The sequence below is a fragment of the Cohnella sp. LGH genome (assembly GCF_017671885.1).
GTDB classification, from domain to species: domain Bacteria; phylum Bacillota; class Bacilli; order Paenibacillales; family Paenibacillaceae; genus Cohnella; species Cohnella phaseoli.
Window position 1 is genome coordinate 8049679 of sequence record NZ_CP072117.1, and the last position, 17201, is coordinate 8066879.

At 44.1% G+C, this 17201-nt stretch carries 17 protein-coding genes; 9 read left to right on the forward strand and 8 right to left on the reverse strand.

Features of this window, described 5'->3' with window-relative positions; genetic code table 11:
• Positions 1 to 7: 7 nt before the first annotated feature.
• The 8 genes from J4772_RS33170 to J4772_RS33205 all read left to right on the forward strand — a co-directional run bounded on the left by J4772_RS33170 (position 8) and on the right by J4772_RS33205 (position 7959).
• Positions 8 to 943: an NAD-dependent epimerase/dehydratase family protein gene (locus J4772_RS33170; RefSeq protein ID WP_209073135.1), complete on the forward strand. Its 936-nt coding sequence runs from the start codon at positions 8 to 10 to the stop codon at positions 941 to 943.
• Positions 940 to 2253, forward strand: a complete 1314-nt coding sequence (locus J4772_RS33175; protein ID WP_209073136.1) for an HAD-IIIA family hydrolase — start codon at positions 940 to 942, stop codon at positions 2251 to 2253. The genes J4772_RS33170 and J4772_RS33175 overlap by 4 nt, the downstream gene beginning before the upstream one ends.
• Positions 2254 to 2268: 15 nt before the next feature.
• Positions 2269 to 2868: a D-sedoheptulose-7-phosphate isomerase gene (locus tag J4772_RS33180; protein WP_209073137.1), complete on the forward strand. Its 600-nt coding sequence runs from the start codon at positions 2269 to 2271 to the stop codon at positions 2866 to 2868.
• Between the two features lie 68 nt (positions 2869 to 2936).
• Positions 2937 to 4406 (forward strand): glycosyltransferase, encoded by a 1470-nt coding sequence (locus tag J4772_RS33185; RefSeq protein ID WP_209073138.1) that lies wholly within the window; start codon positions 2937 to 2939, stop codon positions 4404 to 4406.
• A gap of 12 nt (positions 4407 to 4418) precedes the next feature.
• Positions 4419 to 5129 carry a phosphocholine cytidylyltransferase family protein gene (locus J4772_RS33190; protein WP_209073139.1) on the forward strand — a complete coding sequence of 237 codons (711 nt, stop codon included), beginning with the start codon at positions 4419 to 4421 and terminating at the stop codon, positions 5127 to 5129.
• Entirely contained in the window at positions 5129 to 6169 is a 1041-nt protein-coding gene (locus tag J4772_RS33195) for a glycosyltransferase family 2 protein (protein ID WP_209073140.1), read from the forward strand. Before J4772_RS33190 ends, J4772_RS33195 begins: the two co-directional genes overlap by 1 nt.
• Positions 6166 to 7233, forward strand: coding sequence for a glycosyltransferase family 2 protein (locus tag J4772_RS33200; protein ID WP_209073141.1), 1068 nt, complete (start codon positions 6166 to 6168; stop codon positions 7231 to 7233). The genes J4772_RS33195 and J4772_RS33200 overlap by 4 nt, the downstream gene beginning before the upstream one ends.
• Positions 7234 to 7236: 3 nt before the next feature.
• Entirely contained in the window at positions 7237 to 7959 is a 723-nt protein-coding gene (locus tag J4772_RS33205; protein ID WP_209073142.1) for an SDR family NAD(P)-dependent oxidoreductase, read from the forward strand.
• 208 nt (positions 7960 to 8167) lie between these two features.
• On the opposite strand, the gene J4772_RS33210 is transcribed toward J4772_RS33205, so the two are convergent.
• From J4772_RS33210 to J4772_RS33220, 3 genes are read right to left on the reverse strand one after another with little or no spacing between them, the layout of a single operon-like run.
• Positions 8168 to 9217, reverse strand: a complete 1050-nt coding sequence (locus J4772_RS33210; RefSeq protein WP_209073143.1) for a tetratricopeptide repeat-containing glycosyltransferase family 2 protein — start codon at positions 9215 to 9217, stop codon at positions 8168 to 8170.
• Positions 9218 to 9261: 44 nt separating this feature from the next.
• Complete coding sequence (locus J4772_RS33215) at positions 9262 to 10284, reverse strand: hypothetical protein (protein WP_209073144.1); 1023 nt, start codon at positions 10282 to 10284, stop codon at positions 9262 to 9264.
• A gap of 1 nt (position 10285) precedes the next feature.
• Positions 10286 to 11407, reverse strand: coding sequence for a glycosyltransferase family 4 protein (locus J4772_RS33220; RefSeq protein WP_209073145.1), 1122 nt, complete (start codon positions 11405 to 11407; stop codon positions 10286 to 10288).
• A gap of 179 nt (positions 11408 to 11586) precedes the next feature.
• On the opposite strand from J4772_RS33220, the gene J4772_RS33225 reads away from it, so the two are divergent.
• Complete coding sequence (locus tag J4772_RS33225) at positions 11587 to 13530, forward strand: glycosyltransferase family 2 protein (RefSeq protein WP_209073146.1); 1944 nt, start codon at positions 11587 to 11589, stop codon at positions 13528 to 13530.
• 54 nt (positions 13531 to 13584) lie between these two features.
• Here J4772_RS33225 and fliS read toward each other — a convergent pair whose 3' ends face one another.
• The 5 genes from fliS to J4772_RS33250 form a co-directional block, all read right to left on the reverse strand.
• A complete protein-coding gene (gene fliS / locus J4772_RS33230) occupies positions 13585 to 13971 on the reverse strand; it encodes a flagellar export chaperone FliS (protein WP_209073147.1) in 387 nt (128 codons plus the stop codon).
• A gap of 2 nt (positions 13972 to 13973) precedes the next feature.
• Positions 13974 to 14309, reverse strand: coding sequence for a hypothetical protein (locus tag J4772_RS33235; RefSeq protein WP_209073148.1), 336 nt, complete (start codon positions 14307 to 14309; stop codon positions 13974 to 13976).
• The gene (fliD, locus tag J4772_RS33240) at positions 14309 to 15835 is read right to left on the reverse strand and encodes a flagellar filament capping protein FliD (protein ID WP_209073149.1); all 1527 of its coding nucleotides are present in this window, start codon (positions 15833 to 15835) and stop codon (positions 14309 to 14311) included. Before fliD ends, J4772_RS33235 begins: the two co-directional genes overlap by 1 nt.
• A gap of 14 nt (positions 15836 to 15849) precedes the next feature.
• A complete protein-coding gene (locus J4772_RS33245; protein WP_209073150.1) occupies positions 15850 to 16251 on the reverse strand; it encodes a flagellar protein FlaG in 402 nt (133 codons plus the stop codon).
• A gap of 127 nt (positions 16252 to 16378) precedes the next feature.
• The gene (locus J4772_RS33250; RefSeq protein ID WP_116060626.1) at positions 16379 to 17152 is read right to left on the reverse strand and encodes a flagellin N-terminal helical domain-containing protein; all 774 of its coding nucleotides are present in this window, start codon (positions 17150 to 17152) and stop codon (positions 16379 to 16381) included.
• Positions 17153 to 17201 lie beyond the last annotated feature (49 nt).

A 17201-nucleotide genomic window follows, 5' to 3' on the forward strand; every position in this document is an offset into this window, starting at 1 on the left:
GATAGTCATGAAGATGCTCGTAGCCGGAGGTGCCGGCTTCATTGGAAGCCACCTCATTGATGCACTCTTAGAAGAAAACCACGATGTTGTTTGCATCGACAATTTTTTTAACGGAACATTGCAGAATATTGACCACCTACGTGAACATCCCCGCTTCCGTTTCTATGAACAAGATTTATGTGACTTCGAGACATTGTCAGATACTTTTAGGCAAGAACAGTTCGACTTTGTGTTCCACCTCGCAGCTAACTCAGATATTCAAGCCAGTGTAATAGATCCGAAGATCGAATACAGCAATACATATGGCACTACATTTAATCTTCTAGAGTGCATGAGAGTTCACGGCGTCTCAAAGTTCTTCTTCGCCTCTACTTCCGCCGTATACGGAGAAAAGATGGGGGTACGGATGGACGAATATTCGGCACCTCTAGAACCCATTTCGTATTACGGCGCTGCCAAGCTCGGCAGCGAAGCATTAATATCGGCGTATAGCTTCATGAATAGCTTCTCTACACTAATATTCCGCTTCCCCAACGTCATTGGACCCCGACTGACTCATGGCGTTATTTATGACTTCATCAAGCGTCTGAGGGCGAATCCGAAGGAACTGCTGATACTCGGAGATGGGACACAGGCCAAGCCGTATATGCATGTGTTTGACCTGATTAACGGTATTGCCACCATGAAGGATACATTGCAAGAAGGAGTTCAACTATTCAACATTGGCGTTGAAACTCAAACGACAGTTACTCGTATCGCAAACATTATTTGCGAAATGATGAACCTAGACAATGTTATTTACAACTATACCGGTGGACGCGGAGGCTGGCGAGGCGATGTGCCTGTGTTTTCCTACAGCCTCGACAAAATTCATTCGACTGGTTGGAAGGCAAGATGGACTTCGGATGAAGCGGTCTCCAAAACCGTCGCGGAGGTCATATGAAGCAAGCCGTCATTATGGCCGGAGGGAAAGGCACCCGTCTTCATGCCATCACGAATGATGAGATCCCAAAGCCTATGGCCCCCATTCTCGGAAAGCCCATTTTGGAGTGGCAGATTGAAATTCTGAAATCTAACCAAGTGTCACAGATCCTCATCGTAACCGGACACCTTGGGGAGCAAATTGAAAAGCACTTCGAGAACGGCGCAAAATATGGTGTGAATATTTCCTACTACCGGGAAGAACAGCCTTTAGGCAGCGCCGGTGCTCTAGGGGAAGTCAAAGAATGGCTTTCCGAGAATCATTTTCTCTTGGTTTATGGAGACGTCATCTTTGATATAGATGTGAGTAAAATGGAACGGTTTCACCGAGAGAAGCAGTCCAGCGCAACGCTGTTTGTCCATCCGAACTCGCATCCCTATGACTCCGATCTTGTAATCGCGAATGAGGCTAGACGAATAACGGGCTTCAACGCCAAAACGAATAAGCGAGACGATTGGTATAACAACTGCGTAAATGCCGGTTTCTATATCTTAAATAAGGAAATTTGTGACTTAGTGAAAAAGAAGCAAAAAATGGATCTTGAAAAGGATTTATTAATGCCTCTTGCTGCACGAGAAGCTGCAATTTATGCCTATTCTTCCCCCGAATATATCAAGGATGTAGGAACACCCGAGCGTATTGCCGCGGTTTCTGAGCAATTATCGAAAGGGCTCGTCGCCGCCCGGAATCTGAAAAACAAACAGAAATGTGTGTTTCTTGACCGCGATGGGACGATTAATCAACATAAAGGGCTTATAAGCAGAGATCTTGATTTTGTTCTTGAGGTTGGCGTAATTGAAGCCATTAAGCAGCTAAATGATTCCGGATATCTCGCCATTGTCATTACCAACCAGCCCGTCGTCGCACGTGGACTTTGCAGCTTGGAGGATTTAACCCAAATCCACAACAAGATGCAGACACTTCTGGGTGAGCACGGCGCCTACCTTGACGACATTCTATTCTGTCCTCATCATCCGGACAAGGGATACCCCGAAGAAAATCCCGTTTACAAAATGAATTGTACTTGCAGAAAGCCATCTACCGGAATGATCGATGATTGTATTCGAAAGTATAATATCGATGCCGCTTCTTCATGGATAATCGGGGATACTACGATTGATATTCAGACTGGAAGAAATGTCGGACTACTGACCGCTCTTGTTTTAACTGGAGAAGCTGGGAAGGATGGGAAGTACGATGTGCAGGCGGATATGAGCGCAGAGAATTTACTTGAGGCCGTCAATGCTATATTAAAACCCAAAACACCGTGATAGGAGGCAATTACAATGGATTACAGAGTGGATATCCAAGCGTACATCGAGCATGAAATCAATACATTACGAGCACTAGACATCAATGCTATTAACGACGCGATTCGTTTAATCTTGGAAACCTATGAGAAGGGGAACACAATATATATCTTTGGCAACGGGGGCAGTTCGGCAACGGCTTCCCACTATCAGAACGACTTCAACAAAGGAATATCTGAGTACACAGAAAAGAAATTCAACTTTTACTGCCTGAATGACAATGTAGCCACGGTGATGGCGATCGCTAACGACATTGGTTTCGAAGAAGTCTTTCGCTTCCAACTACGGGGACGTATCAAACCTGGCGACCTGGTTATGGCGATTTCTGGTAGCGGTAATTCAAAAAATGTAATCAATGCTGTAGAGTACGCCAAGGAACAAGGAAACCAGATCATTGGTCTCACTGGATTCGACGGCGGAAAGCTGCGAAAATTGTCCGATATTTCCTTACATGCACCGATTCAAAGTATGCAGGTTACTGAAGACATTCATATGATTTTAGACCATCTAATCATGGCTGTGTTATCCGAGAGGATGTGTGGCATTAATCATATTAAAGAGGTGGAGCTGGTTTGAACCGGCTTAGGCAATACGGTTGCGTGTCCTCAAAGCTGGACATACAGCTTCTTGGGCGAATCGAAGAGATGAACGGCGTGTGGGGCAATTATCCATTCTCTGATGTTTTGCAGGTTTATCTTGAACTCGATTATTTGTTAAAACGTAGTTTTCTATTACTTATACAACAGATGGAACACTCTGAGGCCTACGCCATTCTGCATGAGATTTGGACAAACGAAACAGCTAGCTTATACACTTACTATGAAGATCGCCAGTTGTTCAGTAATGCCAAGGAAGCTGTTAAACTGAAAGATCTTGTAGAGTTGTGCTTTTTCTACGCTGAGGAGCTGTTGAAGCGTCCTGCTCATGTATATACTGACGGCATTCCGCCTCTTATTAGCATCATCTTGCCTGTCTATCGTTCGCAACGCTACCTATGGGAAGCACTCCGTTCTATATATGAGCAGACCTATCCACATTTCGAATTAATTATTGTAAATGGTTACCGAAACGATGACCCTTTGGATGTAATTCTTTCTATATTCGGTGACAATCGGACGATTATTGTGCAAGAATCCAAGAAGGTTCTATTAGGAGCCTCGCTTAATATGGGCATAAAGCAAGCACAAGGCGAGTTCATCGCCCGAATGGATGCGGACGATATCGCACATACGGATCGCCTCGCGAAGCAGATTGACTTTATGCAAGAACATAAAGACATTGACTTATGCGGAACGATGTTTCGCGCCTTCGGAACGACAAACCAGTGGAACTATGCTCCATTTCCATTGACGCACTTGGAGCTACAGTGTCGATCACTAAAATACTGCAATTTTTTGCATCCAACTGTAATTTGGCGCAGGGAGAAATTTTTATCCGAAGGACTTTGGTATAACGAGGAGGTATTATCCGAGGACACTGACTTATTCGCACGTGCTGTCTTTGCTGTAAAGACGGCCAATTTGCAAGAGTCACTTCTGTTATATCGCCGTGAAGGCCATAACCTATCCATTGAAAATTTGAAGAAGCGCGACCCAAACCGTCAGAGCCTTGCCGTCGGTCAGAGCCTACAACTTGAGCAACGCAATTTAGCAGCATTGCATCGAACTCTTAGCGAAAACGAGAAACATTTAGTTGGTTACAAAGATGTCGAGGCCTTCACTTATGGAGATGCCTTACAAATATACCGTTCAAGACTAGCGCGCGAGGATCTATCCAATTTGCTACCCTCCGACACTAACAACTCTGCTACTATTTTCGCCGCCAACACACATAATCGTACTCCCGTTATATGGGGATACGGCTGGAACGGTCAAGTATTAGAGTACATCTTGCAGCGACAGGGCTTTAAAGAATATAAAATTGTAGATCAGTTCTGGCAGAAGCTAAGTATTAACTCCGATATGCCAAACTTAATGAACATAGAAGATCTCGATAGGAGATCCGATACATTCTATATCCTCATCTCTATGGACAAGCATTATCCGGAGGTTACGGAACGGCTGCACCGTTATGGCTACGCTCTTAGGCAAGACTACATCGAATATTTCGTTTAAGGAGGAGCCGCTATGACAAAAGCAATTCTTATGGCCGCAGGTCGTGGTACCCGCATTAGCCGGGACATTGACGGTAACTGTAAATGCACATTAGATATCAGTGGAACTACTCTCATTCGTCACACGGTGGAAATGTTGCTCAAGCATAACATCGAAGTTCATATCGTAGTCGGTTACCATAAGGAACACATCGTCCAGGCACTTCAGGGCCTACCGGTTCTTTTCCATGAAAATGTGTTCTACTCCGTAACAAACAGCCTTTCGTCTCTGTGGTTTGCAAGAGAGGCCCTTTGCGGCGATTCCATTATACTAGGTAATGCCGATGTATTCTGGGAAGAGCAGTTGCTCCCCCTACTTCTAGAGGACGAGCGAGATTGCGTCATGCTTTGTGATTCTAGTCGCGTGGAGCAAGGCGACTACCTTTTCCACGTCATAGATGGATCGGTACGGGAATATGGCAAAGGGTTAGACAAGAACCATGCCAATTGTGAATATGTTGGATTGGCTAAAATACAAGGCCCATTTATTCAAGAGTGCCGCGCAGAATTGGAATATATGGTACAAACGCAGCGTCATAACGCTTGGTGGGAACAAATTCTATACAACATGATTCCTGGACGAAACATTTGGACTACCGATATTGCTGGCCACTTCTGGGCTGAAATCGATTTTATCGAAGACTATCAACGCATTTTGGAGTATCGCAGAAAGAGGCTGGCATAATGACACCGCCTAAAATCAGTCTTATTATTCCGACCTGGAATTCCGAACCGTATTTAGAAAGATGCCTGGAGTCTATCCACAAGCAAACGTTCACTTCATTTGAGGTCATTGTTCTGGACTCGGAATCGACGGATAGGACTTCTGAAATTGTCCATGATTATGTTCGCCGAGACAGCCGTTTTCGCTATTTTCGCCATGCCTCCGTTCCGCCTGGAAGCGCCAGAAATATTGGGTTAGAATTTGCGAGCGCTCCCTATATCGGCTTTGCCGACTCGGATGATACGATGGCTGAGGATATGCTAGAAACAATGTACAATGTTGCAACCGAGAGAGATGCCGACATTGTTGTGTGTGACTTCAACATGGTATACCCTGATCGTGATATTCCTGACTTCTCGCATATGCAAGATGAAGACTTTAATCTTTCCGCCTCAAATCTAGCCGATTATTATTTTCGTTATAACGCTGCGCCGAAGCCAAATAATTATTTATGGTCTCGCTTATACCGCCGGGAGTTTCTTCAGCGTAGCGGTGTCCGTTTCGCGGATACGCGTTATAGTGAGGACCACCTCTTTAACTTGATGTTGAATTGTCATATGCCGCGCATCGCACATATTGGCAAGTCGCTCTATAACTACATCCAACGTGATGATTCAGCCGTCCGTCAAAGTGCGCGCGACAGTAATCATGGTGAACTTTACTATACAGTCTTCAAAGCAGCGAGAACCTATCTTGAGAGCCATAAGGAACCTTTCGTTACGCCGATCCTTAGTATTTATGCTTTTACTCGCATAAGAAGCATCGTTTTCTATGGACATTTAGCGAGACTCTCCGAGGACAAGCTCCAAGAATCGCTTTCGAGTTTTTTGGAGGGTGACAAAGTCGAATATTATTTATCTCTTTGTTTAAGTGATGGCCACCTATCGGACTATTGCCAGCTCCATGAAATCTCATTTGAACAAGTACAGATGTTTCAACAGCTTCTTGCATTATGTATGGCCAAGGAGCCGATTCAGCTCGACAAAGGATGGTTTGCATGAAACCGGTAGTAAGCGTTATTGTACCCATTTATAATAACGAGGAGTATTTGCCACGGTGCTTGAATTCTCTATACAGCCAATCTCTGCACCACTTAGAGATCATACTAGTTGTGGATGCTGGCTCAAATGCTGCAAGCCGCCGAATCGCATTCGAATATGGTGCGAAGGATAGTCGGGTCATCATCATTGAGAGCGAGGCACGAGGAGCAAGCGCAGTTCGCAATGTCGGTTTACGTCATTCAACAGGATCCTATATTGGGTTTACCGATTCCGATGACTACCTGCTTCCTGATATGTTTACTTCTCTCTATGCATTCGCCGCTGAACAATCGCTTGACATTGCGGTAAGCGGGATTTGGAGGGACAACAATATTGGCGAGCCGCCGTATTCGCTTATGCGTTATCCAGCAGAGATAACGCACGTTCCTCAAATAAACCGGCATCAATTTTTATATAAATGGGTGTTGTCCAATCAATCCTACTTTGTGTGGAACAAGCTATATCGCAAGTCATTTCTTGATCAGCACAGCTTACGTTTCGATGAGCAGATTAAAATGGGCGAGGACGCTGTTTTCAATTTGTGCTGTTTTGCGAAGGCGGATTCAGCAGGCTCAATCGATCAAGCTCATTATATTTATTTTAATCGTCCCGGCTCTCAACAATATGCAGTTAATACGACGGAAATTGTGCATGACTTTCAACAGCGATGGAACGCATTTCAGGAGACCGCATCTTCTCTTCCTTCTATTGCCGATAGGGACTCTCTACTCGCCATTGCCGCACTCCGTCTAGTTACAAACGCACTCTTTCTCTATAAAATACGTGGCTATGCGTTGGAAGATGCCTGCGAATTCACGGCGTTTATTATCGCTAATCTTGAGCTTCAACGCTACCTCGAAGCTGCGTTGTTGCCTGATGTTCTGACTATATTTGCAAGAGTATCCCATATGGATGAACGCTCTCTACTCCATTTCCGCAAGCTTGCTGAAGCGGTCAGTCACGGGAAAGAAGCTTTGCTAGAATGGCAGCTGTACTTTAAAAATGTCATCGAAAAGAAGGGCTAGTCAATGAAATACGCACTTGTTACGGGTTCAACATCAGGCATTGGGCTTGCTATTGCCTCCAAACTTTTAAAAGAAGGGTACTTCGTTTTTGCTAATTATGCACACAATAATGAGAACGCTCAACAAGCTGCGCAGGTATTTGCCTCGATAAGCACTAACTATACGATCGTTCAAGCGGATATGTCTAATCTTGACGGTATCCTTAAGTTATGCGAAGCCGTAAAAAATCAATGTCCTCATCTTAACTATTTGGTACTCAATAGTTATGCTACCGATAAAACCGCTTTCGAACTTGTTACGCTTGACAACTGGCACCACGTAATGGATATGAATGTGAATATGCCATTTTTCCTGATGCAGCAGTTGTATGACCAAATGGCTGAACACGGGGCTGTAGTCTGTATTGGGGCAATGATGGGGATTCATCCACACGCCATCTCTATTAGCTACAGCGTCTCCAAAGCAGCGCTTCATATGTTGTGTCAAAGTATGGTTAAAGTGTATGCAGCGAAACGAATTCGGATCAATGCCGTATGTCCTGGTTTCGTCGAAACACCCGCACAATCGAACAAAGCCCCCGATCATCGACAGCGTATCGAGAATAAAATTGCGCTTCAACGATTTGCTGAGCCTGATGAAATTTCAGATTTCTGTTACAGCGTATTGTCAAACTCTTATATCAACGGCTCGATCATACCGATATCTGGTGGCTATGACATGGCTTAACAACAGCAAAATCCCTTCCCTATCTGTCTGGATGGATTCTGAGAGGCTGTGTTCGTACTTTCTTTATATCGTGGGTCTGCGTCTGTTTTTCGTTTCCAGATGACCGCATTGGCCACTAAGGTTGCTTGGCTCATGCCAGTGCACATTACAAATTGCAGTTATCATGGGCGATTGCAAAGCAAAAGAGCCATCTCAATGGCTCTTTTATTCAACCTTTCGCTCTCTCAACAGCAGGCTCATACCCATACGAAGCAGATAGCGCGTAATACCGCTGCGCCTCAGACCTGTTCCCTATGGACTCATAAAACACAGCCAGATTATAAGCCGCCAAGAAAGTCGAAGAACCAACTACAGTTTCAGGAACTCCCCGACGCCCCAGCTCTAGACACTTCAAGTAACTGTTTTCAATGTTTTCGATAACCGAGTAATCTTGCGAATCAATCGCATAGTCAAGTAAAAACTGCCCAACCGCAAAACAGAAATCAGGGGAGTATTCCAAGCGTGCCACCTCATCCCCGGCCAGCTCCATCGCTTTATCATAACGCTTGCATTTTGTGTAGGCTTGAAGCAACTCGGTAATATTTTCTAGCGCAACTGGATCGGTTTGTCGAAACAAAGCATACGCTTTTTCCAAGTATTGCACAGCGAGTTCGTGCTGCTTCATGCCCTGATATTGCCTACCTAACTGGAAATTCAAATATGCACTGCCAGGCTTGTCTTTCAACGCTTTCAGCAATAACGGAATATTGCGGTCAGACTTATCAGTCATATAGTAACCGTCATGCAACAACCTCAGCCCTGTCTCTACCATTGGTAAGATCGGGGTCGGTTGCTCATGAATACGCCCTTCATAGGTGACTCCTCGGGGAAACAGTCTTGGGTTAGAATGTATGCCTTCGAATGTGTGTCCATCCTCTACGAATTTGGATACAATCTCGATCAAGCCAATTCGGCGAGAAGTCGATCTCGTAAATGCCCTGATCGCATCCGCGCTTTCTTCCACAAAGTACTCGTCGGCATCCAGTACGAGTAGCCAATCTCCTGACGCTTGCTTAAGCGCGTAATTTCTGGCTGCAGAGAAATCGTCGCACCATTCAAAATGAAACAACTTTGCCCCGCACTCTAAGGCTATTTCTCTTGTTTGATCCGTTGATCCCGTATCTACAACAATGATCTCGTCAACCATCGCAGCGGCGCTGCGCAAACACCGAGCCAGATATTTCTCCTCGTTCTTAACAATCATAGCTAACGATATCACGGTTACACGCCCCATTGTGTTCGGATAGACTGTGTAATGCTCAATTAAACAATACTTTCTGTCCATTTGTTATAGTAATCATACAGAGCAGCTTGAAAAAAGTCGTAATGCCTTCTGTTAAGATAGGCTTCATACTTGAAATCCAGCATTGCGTTCTTTAATTCATTCGTCTGATACTTCAAGTCTATATTGTCGAATAGCATGTAATACTGCGCGATCAGCACCTCTGCCCGACTCATCCCTTCGATTGCGCAATCTATGCTTGTATGCCATTCGTCTTGTTGAGATATTGGGTAATTGGACAAGACATACTGTAAAGCCTGAAAAACTTCTTGATTATAGGAATGAATAAGGTCCATTACTTGTTCTTTCAGACTCTCCTTATATGAAACTGCAGACGACTCTTTGGAACCAAAACTGGCTATAAACCCTTCCGTCCCAAACGGATATAGTCTAAGATCATCCGCTGATAATAACTGATTCAACTCTACTCCATACATTCCCGAACCGTACAAAATCACCTGGCCGTTCTTGGCCGCCAAACGATTGCATTCGTACAGCATGCTTTCAAATTGGTCTCTGAACAGGTCAACGTTAATTAGTACTGCAACAAAAGCCTTGTCAGTTAAAACCTCCAAATCCTGAAAGCTTGTGCCGATGATGGAGACCCTATTATCGGAGCTGTTGGGCCTATAGTTATTCTTATCGCATAGCTCGTACAATAGATTGTCTTTACCGAACATGCCAACCACATTTGCATATGCGCTGTTAAGCAAGCCGCCGCCCACGCTCAGCAATGCAACAGAAGCATTTCTGGAAGACATCGTCTTAAAAATCTCGGCAAAAATAACCATCGTTTGGGCCTGGATGATTCTCGGAAGATCAGACTCGTAAATCTGCTTAATCAACTGACAATAGACTTGAGCTTGCTGCTCCATCCCCATCGAAGAGATGTTCCCGTACCTATCATTAAAATCGTAAATTACGTTACCTTCAAAAACTAACCTACCTCCAGTAAAAGCAAGTGATTGCCCATACAGATAGATGTCTTTTATAGAATCAGTCAATTTACATGTCCCCTGGCGAAAGATTTATTAAATGATTCAACTTGTAAACAATTTTTTCATAGCTAAAAAATCTTTCACGATACTCTTGAATATCATAGCATCCTCTGGCAAAGTAACTTTCATCATTGCAACTCTCCAACAAAATTCGCGATAATTGCCTGATGTTTCCGACCTCAAAACTTTTGCCGCATTTCCCCCAGTTGGTGGCGTCGTCTACTGCATCAATTTCACTACATACTATGTAACATCCGTTTCTCGCAGCTTCAACCCATACATTGGGGGTTCCCCCTTCAAACTCGGAGGTCAGTGCAAATATTTTTGCATTTTTATATTCATTCTCAAGAATATCCTTATCCATGATTTTTCCGGTAAAGATCACTCTGTCTCTAAGATGCGGGGACTCGCTGAAAAAATCTTCAATATACGGTCTAAAAGCTTCTTCAATTCCACCTACCAATTTCACTTTCCAATCGGGAATGGAATCCGCGATTAATCGGAAGGATTCCATTAATATTTCGTTCGCCTTTTGCCGTGTTCCGATCCTGCCCACTGTTAAAATCGTATTCTCTTTTTCCGAATACTCGATTCGTTTGCGAGGGACAAAATCAGCAGATGCGTTAGGTACATAATCAATGATGTACGGCCATTTTCGGGAAAGGTGCTGCTTCATTTTTTTGGACTCGACAGTGATTAAGTCACAATTACCCAAAAATTCCTCATAGCCAGCCTCTCCAAAAGCTATTCTGTCTTGCCAGTAAAGGTTAGCATCCAGCTTCAAAATAACTTTGCCATCGGGTCGCAATTGTTTATATCGCCGGACCATTTCGATGTGGGAAGGGTAGGCTCCGAAACAAAACATCACATCAATTTTAAGAAAATGTTCAGAAATATATTCGCAGCACATTTCCACCCATTCGTTTAAATCTTGAGGTGTTCTCAAGATCTCCAACTCAAGCCCGCTTAACAGTTGCTGATAGGTGTATTCCTCTTTTTGGGCAGTAACGATGACCGTCCTATACCCTAAATATCTATGGAACATATAAGGGACAAGGCAACAATCCTTCATTAGTTGCTCATTTCTATAGTAAATATAAGGTGAAAAATTGTATATTCCCTTTGCCATATGCGTGCCGTCCTTGTCTTATAGTTTAGCTTATATTAGAGTATATCGGCCTATTTCATTCACACTATTAGAAAGTCACAAATATTCCTTACACCCCCTGATTGTCTATTGGACTTTTCAGTAAACTGTATTAATATTTAATCACGTGCATCCCCAATAAGCTCGTACCCGGAGGCCTTATGAACAAACTGATATCTTTATGTATGATAGTCAAAAATGAGGAGCAATTCCTTGAACGTTGCTTAAGAAGTGTAGAGAAGTGGGTAGACGAAATCATTATTGTGGATACAGGATCTACAGACCGAACGAAAGAGATTGCTCAAGCTTTTACCAATAACATCTATGATTTCAAATGGATTAACGACTTTGCTGCAGCCCGCAATGAAGCGCTTAAGCATGCAACCGGCAAATGGATTTTGATTCTGGATGCCGACGAATATATGGAAGAAAAAGATATTCGCGGATTAAGAGACTTCCTGGCTGGCGAGAAGCCATCGACTGAATTCGTCTATCGCGTCACCGTACGCAACTTTATGGACTCCTCGAATCATACCGGAATATCCGAATCTCCTATTCTCCGGATATTTCCTAATCGAGTGGGCTTCGAATATTATCGCCCGATTCATGAACAAATCCGGCTGGCTAGCGGTTCCTCCTATCAGATTATTGCATTGCCATTCCAGATTCTTCATTCCGGGTATCTTGAAAACGTCGTGGCTTCTCAGAACAAGCATGATCGCAATATGTCTATTTTTGAGCAAATGATGAGTCATACTAAGCTTAATGCCTACGATCATAGCATGATCGGCCAACAATTAAGCATGATGAGGAAAAGCGAAGAAGCTCTACAACATCTAAAAATCGCCTTTACCTACGGGGACAAATCCTCGCCCTGGTTCTTAAATAATCTCTGGACAATGCTCGACGTTTACCTGCAATCCCAGAAGCATATCGAAGCATGGAACTTGATTGATCAGCATATGACCGAATATACTGACTACCCTGATATTCGCTGCGTACGCGGTATCATCCTGATCTCTCTGGGACTTCGCGAACAAGCTAAACAAGAGTTGATGCTAGCACATCGCGAAGCGGAAAATCGTGCTCGACTGCAGAAAAATATAACCCTCGTCAGCCCAAATTTAGGCATGCGCATGCCTCTATGGCTTCTTGCTGTCATGTTTGAAAACGAAAATAATTTTCAATCATGCATCCACTATCTAACGCTCTTACTTAGAGCAGACGATCAAGACATAGAAGCTTGGGTTAAAATGGTTGAAATATTAAGTTTGAACGAATCGGCTGCGAATATTGCTGCTTTTCTGAACAGGTTACTTGATGTCGATGCAGTTCCACAAAAAGTCGTCGCAATGGCGAAAATCTCAATTAGCCTCGGAAATCAGCAACTTGCACAATATTATGTAGACCGCTTGCCGTCCATTGATCGATTAAGCTTAAGCGAGCAACTGCGATATGCATTATTAAGCAAAAATCCGATCACTTTCGAACAATTCCTTAAGAACAGAACCGTCGAAGAATTAGCTGAATCTGCTGCAGTTAAGATGATCATTCTCGGCTCCATCGTATGGTCTCGTCCAGAATGGATAGAGCTGTGCAATCAGGGGCATACAGATGAAAGCGTTGGATTGCAGTTTGCCAAGGATCTTCTTCAACCCGCTTTGACCAAGGAACTAGATTCTTCTCTTGAACCTGTAGCGATCGATATCTTAAGCCAACTCTACTTTTTGAAAGCATGGGATACATTCGACTCACTCATTGACCAGTTTAGTTCAGCGGCCGTCATCAATCATTTGGCTAATGTTTTTCTATCTAAGCATTTTGTGCAACCCGCCATGCAGTTTTACCAACACTTGCTCGATCACAACGAATTAGATGCCACAAGTTGCGAAAACCTTGCCTTATTGCATATCATTGATGGGAAGACCGATGAGGCGCTTGAGTTCTGGGAACACGCCATTTTGCTTCAACCTGAAGCTCCCATAAGATTATTTATTCAGTATTGCTACTATTGTAGTGACGCCTCTGCCAAAGCAAAAATGAAGGCTAAGCTTGCTTCACAATATCCCGATGACGCCAATTCTCCATTAATTAAAGGTATATAGTCAACAGAAAGGCCTGCGGATATCCGCAGGCCTTTCTGTTAACCTGAATACTATTCAAATCTGCTGGGCTTCAGCCTGAGCCGATTTTCTAATCGCTGTGATCCAGGTTGCCTTCAACTCTAGCAGATGATTCAATGCCTCTTGAGCAGGCGCGGTCTCTTTGCGAGTATTGGCCGTAATTAATTGATGAATCATATATTCGTAGATTTGAACAAGATTGTGGGACAGTTCATATTCAAAATTCAGGGAGGCCACTAGCTCATGAATGACTTGCTGCGCCTTGATTAAATTGGTATTGGATTGCTGCATATTCCGCTGTTGAATACCCTCAATCCCTGCACGCGTAAACCGAATGGCTCCATCGTACAGCATTAACAACAACTGCGGGCCGGATGTCTGTACTGCTGTCTGTTGATACTTCATAAACGGGTTCGTGTTCATCCTTATACCCCTTTGTCGAACATGATGCTTTCATGAGTACCTGTATACCCATATCCTTCTTTTAGCTTTCTGGAGCCGATAATCCGCTGAATACCTGATGCAGCTTCTTCTTTTAGCATCTGCATATGACTAAGGAGTATCTCGTCATACTGCCCTATGCTGCTCAATAATGCTTTCTCTGCTTCGGATACAGTACTTCTCGCTTGCACTTCTTCCGCTAATGCCTGTCTACGCTCAGTCAATCTCACATAGACTTCATAGTCTGCCGGTTCCGCTAACCTTGCCAAGCGGTCACTCTCTGCCAAAACCTCTTGAACAAGCTGATTCATCTTATCCATTAGGAGAACAGGCCGGATTGTGCTTGATAACGATTCATAGCCTTCTCCATTGCAGTAAATTGCTTGTAATAAGAAGTTTCCCAACGATCCATTCGCACATTGAAGTCGCTGATGCGCGTACTAAGCGTTCTTAATTGTTCACTGATCAGGCTGGATTCCAAGAACGCTGCATCCTTGCTTGTACTCACCTTGGATGTACCTGCTTTTGAGGACAGACTTTCAATACCTGTCATTAAAACGTTCGACAGACGGTTAAACAACCCGCTATCGGGGTTAGTCGCTGAAGTTTTCTTTGCAGGGTCTGTTTCCTTAGTTTGTTGAATAAAAAGTTTCTCGAAAGCGTTAGGGTCTGCCTCTATTGCAGCACGAAGCTTAGCTTCATCTTTAATAACTAATTTGCCACGTTGCTGCCAATCCCCAGTTTCGATGCCAAAAGAGGCTAAATTGACGCTTTTCCCATCAATTGTAACGCTTGTCATCATCGAAAGTCTCAAGTTATCAACCATAGTCGTAAGCGTCGGATCGCGACGCAGTAGACCACTCCGTGCTTTCTCCTCCCAGAGCTTGATTTCGTCATCTTTCATTTCTTCTTTCTGGGCGGTCGTAAGTGGAGCGTAGGTGCGGTATCGCTCTTCATTCAGTTTATTGTTAACCGACTCCAGTAAATCGTTGTAATCCTTAATAAAAGACTTGAGCGAGTCCACAATACTGTCCGTATTGGACTTAATGGATAAGTTGCTTACCGCCCCATTCGACTTTGCATTTAAAGTGATTTCAACCCCGTCTTCTGTAAACGTATTGCTGTTTCTCTCTACTGCAATTCCATTGATCACAACTTTAGCCGTACTTCCTGACCTCGTATCTACATCTGCAGGCAAAGTTGAAGGAAGAAACTTCTTCAGTAGCGACCCTGTTGAACTGTCCCACGTAATCGTTGTCGCTTCCATCGTTTTGGAGGTTAACGAAAGCTTGCCGGAAGCGGCATCAATGTACGCCGTTACATTCATTTCTTTATTTGCGTTAATCTTGGCGACCATTGAATTGAGCGTATCCGTATTCTCGTCCAACTGAATCGTCTTATTGTTGATAGTTATGTTCACTTTTCCGCTGTCCAGCGTGTAATCCAAAACTCCCGCAGTCTTTAGTTCCGCGAGCGTTTTGGTTTTATCAACCTGTCCAACACCCGTCTTACTTGCGACAGACGCATTGACTCCCAATTCCGTAACCTCTATCGTCATCGCGCCAGTGACAGCAGATGAAGAAGCTTTGGCGCTGACCGCTGACGAATTGCCGGATACACTGACCTGCTTTGCATTTAAAGAACCTTCGAGTCCGTAGTTGAACAACTTGTTATTGCGCAAATCAATCATCTTAATGTTCAGGTCGCGATACTGCTCCCGCTGCCACTCCAGTGTCGTCTTTTGTTGTGTCAGCTTATCCAGAGGCGCCCGCTTCGCCTTCATTAAGTCTTTGACAAGACTGTCAATATCCAACCCCGATGTAAATCCTGTAATCCGTGTAACCATGTCTTTGACCTCCTCTATACCTTTTCATCAACCAAAATACCGGCAATTTCTTTCATTTTGACTACAAGATCAAGCGACTTCTCTGGAGGAATTTCCCGAATCAGTTCGCCGGTTTCCTTATTGAATACTTTTATCGTAACGACGTTTGTTGCGTCATGAACCTTCATCTCGAATCTTGTCTCCGGTCCTTCAAGGGACTTGATTGCACGATCGATTGCCCGGATCAATTGCTCTTCTCCTACCGACAGCTTTACACCTTTCAATTCTGCTAATTGCAATTGTTTCCCGCTACGCACTTGCAGAATCTCCGATTGATTTGGCTGTTCAAACCCCTGCCTCACAGGTTCAGCAACGGGATTACTTGTGATCGGTGAATAACCAGTTGACTGAACATGAGTCGAAGATTGCACGTTCATGGTATCACTCCGCTCCGATAATATTGACATATTATTTATATCGACTGTTCTGCAACCAAATATTAGCTTGAACGCAAAAAAAGACCCTTGAAGATTTCCAAGGGTCTTTTTTGTGCATTCGTTAAGCTTAACGGAGCAAGGACAGAACGCCTTGCGGAGCCGAGTTCGCTTGTGCAAGCATAGCTTGCGAAGATTGCAACAGGATTTGGTTCTTCGTGAGCTCGACCATTTCCTTCGCCATATCCGTATCGCGAATACGGGACTCGGAAGCCGTCAAGTTCTCGATTGTCGTACCCAGGTTGTTGGAAGTGTACTCCAGACGGTTTTGCATAGCACCCAGTTTAGCACGCTCTTTCGCTACCGTTTCAATAGCCGTTTCAATCGTGCTAATAGAAGTAGCGCCTGCCAAGCCTTGAATGTTCGAAGTCGTAATGCCTGCAATGCCAATCTTAACGGAGTTATCGTCAGCTTGGATCGATACCGTTCCGCCGGAGATGGAAATACCGTTAAACTTGGTGTTTTGAAGAATGCTGTCGATTTGATTCGACAGATTTGTCAACTCAACCTCAATGCTGTCTGCCTTCTGAGTCGTAGTGTACGTACCTGTAGCATATTGAACGTTCAATTCTTTCATACGAGTAAGCATCGAGCTGATTTCGTTCATCGCGCCTTCAGCCGTTTGGATGAAAGAGATACCGTCTTGAACGTTGCGCTGCGCTTGCTCCAGACCGCGGATTTGGCCGCGCATTTTCTCGGATACAGCCAGACCTGCCGCATCGTCGCCAGCACGGTTAATACGAAGACCGGAAGACAGCTTCTCCATGTTCTTCCCTGTTGCTACGTTGTTCAAAGTCATGTTGCGGTGGTTGTTCAAAGCAGTAATGTTGTGGTTAATACGCATAATGATATTCCTCCCTGAATTATACAAATTGAGACCCGCATCCTTGCAG